The organism is Mesorhizobium sp. M0018 (assembly GCF_040323955.1).
GTDB lineage: Bacteria > Pseudomonadota > Alphaproteobacteria > Rhizobiales > Rhizobiaceae > Mesorhizobium.
Map to the genome: position 1 here is coordinate 1 of NZ_JAMYVL010000064.1, position 3,393 is coordinate 3,393.

A 3,393-nucleotide genomic window follows, 5' to 3' on the forward strand; every position below is an offset into this window, starting at 1 on the left:
GCGTCACGGTCTCTGGCGCACTGCGCAGCGCCTACAAGCTGACCTACGACCAGGCGCCGTTCTCCAACGCCTCGCGCCTGACCGCCGTCACCCGCTACGGCACAGATGCGGTCATCGCTATCGACGGCACCATCTCCGGCGGCACCGCAAAGCTGCTCGGCCAGATGACCTATCAGAACACCGATGGGGTCTATACAACCGTTAATGGGCAGCTCTACGAGCATACGCAGGTCAGCCCTTTGCCGCCGAGCTATAGCAATCCAAACGAAGTCGGCGACCTTGACTTTGACGGCCGCGATGAGGTCTTCGGGAACTATACCGAAACGACGATGTCCGGGCAGACAATAACGACCAACGTCTACAAGCGTATCATCAAGTTTGGTGCTGGCGGAATTCCGGCAGACAACAAGACCGTATTTCTGCGTATCAAGTCGCCCTCGGAGTCCCCGCCACCACCGGACCCAAGCGACCCAAACCAACAGCCCCCACCCAAACCGATCTTTTTCTCGGATCCCGGCCGCTTCCTCTCAACCAAGAACACGATGGACTTCGTGTACTATACGAATGGCCCCGGCGGCAGCGTGTTCCCCCTTCCGCCAGGATATTACTCCCAAGGCGCGCTTCTTCTGACCGATGCTCAACTGGGCATGATCAAATCCGACTGCAATCCGACAGCGCCAACCGGCTATCAAACCGTCTGCAGTGCGTTGCCGTACGGGACCAATTTGGCCACGCGTCCTGACGCCCCGACATTTGTCGCCGATCCTGACGGTGATGGCGTCGACAATCTCAATGTCAATGGGAACGGTGATTTGAACAAGGTCATTGGTGTTGGCGATTTTCTCGGCAACGGGCACCAGCAGCCGTTGTTCGCCGTGGGGCTACTGGGCGGAAACGTAAAAAAGGGTGTCCTGTCGAACGGCACATGGGAGTTGGCGGAGCCCTCCTTGTCCCCCGTCTGCTCGGCGCTTGCCGGCCTAAGCAGCTGCGTTCTGGCCGATCTGGACGGCGACGGCGCGACAGACATTTTCCGCTACGGCGGCAATAATCACAGCGCCAAACTATGGCTGTCGACCGGAATCGGCTTCAAGGAGTACTCAGTTTCCGCGATGGCGGGGACGTTTGCCGTTCTTCGCGACTTCGACAATGATGGCCGCGTCGACGTCCTCACGATGGCTGGTGATGACCTCGCTCAGGCCTATGGGACCGGCACGGTCAGGTTTTTCTCGCTTCGATCGTCGTCGACAGCTTTTGCACCGGTGCAGTTCTCGCTGCCAATGGCAATGACTGCCGGCACATTAATAGGCGACTTCAACGGCGACGGCCTGCCGGACTTCACCGATTACGACAAGCACATGTTCATCTCGGCCCCCGGCGCTGGCAACCCGAACCTGCTTCGCAGTGTCGTGACGGAACTCGGCGGGACGGTTGCGGTGGAGTATGCGCCGTCATCGACCTGGGCCAACACCTACCTGCCGCAGGTGGTGCATGCGGTGACAAAACTGTCGGTCGGCGACGGCCGCGGCCAGACGGCGGTGAGCACCTACGCCTATGCCGGCGGCAAATACGATCCGGCGGCGCGCAAGTTTCTGGGCTTTGCCTCGATCGTCGAGACAAAACCGCTGGCCAATGGCGAGACGGCGGCCTCGAAGGTCGAGACCACCTACCGGCAGGACCTGGCGAGCTACGGCCTGCCGTCGCTGACGCTGTGGAAGGACGGCGCCGGCATCGTCCACAAGCAGGTGGCCGAGACCTATGCGGTCAATACCGCAACCAAGCCATACACCGTGCAGAACATTGCGACCGACACGACGCTGACCGAGAATCTTGCGCGCACACTGAAGGTCGAGCGGGCGTTCGACGCCTACAACAACGTCGCCAGCATCAAGGACTATGGCCGCACCGACGTCAGCGGCGACGAGACCTGGACGGTGACGAGCTTCGCGCCCAACACCACGGCCTACATCGTCTCGCTGCCGAGCAGCCAGACGGTGCGCGCCGGGCTGGACACCAGCTTTGCCTATATCGGCTATGACGAGAGCTATTATGACGGCAACGCCGGTGCCAATGCCACGCCGCCGGCCAAGGGCAACATCACCCGCAAGCGCAGCTTCTCCGATTATTATGGATCGCCGCAAAAGGAGGTGAACCAGACTTTTGCTTATGACCTCTATGGCAACAAAGTCTCGGCGACCAACGGGCTCGGCCACAAGACCGAGTGGGATTATGATGCGACCTATCACCTCTATCCGGTGACGCAGCGCAGCCCCCGCTATTTTGCCACCGGCGGCCAGAGCGCCGACACCCGCTTCGTCTCGAGCGCCACCTACAATGCCGTCTGCGGGCTTCCGGCGACGAAGACCGACTTCAACGGCCTCATCAAGACCTTCACCTACGATCCGTTCTGCCGGCCCTACCAGGTCTCGCAAAGTGTGACCGGCGCGTATGCCAAGACGCGCTTCGAGAACGAAGGCAATCCGGCGGCACAGGCGCTGGCCAAGCTGACGCCGCTGCCCAATGGCGCCGGTGAAGACTTTACCCGCTCCTATTATGATGGGCTTGGCCGGGTTTATCGGGTGGAAACGCCCGGCGAGACGGCGGCCGGAGCAAAGCGCATTGCCGACACCGACTACGATCTGCGTAATAATGTCCTGCGCACCGCCTTCCCGCGCTTTGTCGGCGACACCGCGCAGTGGACGACCAACAGCTACGACTGGAGCGACCGGCCGGTAAAAACCGTCTATGCCGACGTCAGCCAGACGATTTTCGCCCACAGCCTCGACAGCGGCACCGGCACCAATCCGCGGCTTTACGCGGTCACCCAGACCGACCAGGTCAATGCGACCACCACACGCCAGTCGAAGAGCGTGTCCTCGACGCGCGGCGATGTCGTGCAGATCGTGCGCGATCTCGGCGGGCTTAATCTGACGGAGGGCCGCAGCTACGATGTGCTTGGCCGGCTGATCGGGGTCAGCGATCCGGGCGGCTCGAGCTGGAGCTACAGCTATGACATGGTCGGCAACCGGCTTTCTGCAACGGATCCCGATCTCGGCAGCTGGTCCTATGTCTATGACGTCGCCAACCGGCTGACCAGCCAGACCGATGCCCGCAGCACCGTCACCGCCCTGGCCTACGACCAGATGGACCGGCTGACCCTGAAGACGGCGACCCCGTCGGGCGGCAGTGCGGTGACGCTGACGCAGAACACCTACGATCAGGCGGCGGCGGGCTTCTACAATATCGGCCAGCTCACCACCTCCACCAACCCTGCGGCAACGCAGGCCACCAAATATGACGGCTTCGGCAAACCCGCGCGCCAGGACGTCACGCTGGGCACGCTGACCCACACCACGACCAGCGTGCGCGATGCCTCCGGCCAGACGCTGCGCAGCC

At 62.0% G+C, this 3,393-nt stretch carries 1 protein-coding gene; it reads left to right on the forward strand.

Features of this window, described 5'->3' with window-relative positions; genetic code table 11:
* Positions 1 to 3,393: RHS repeat domain-containing protein (locus NKJ81_RS32345; protein ID WP_352542960.1), on the forward strand; the 3,393-nt coding region annotated here is incomplete at both ends.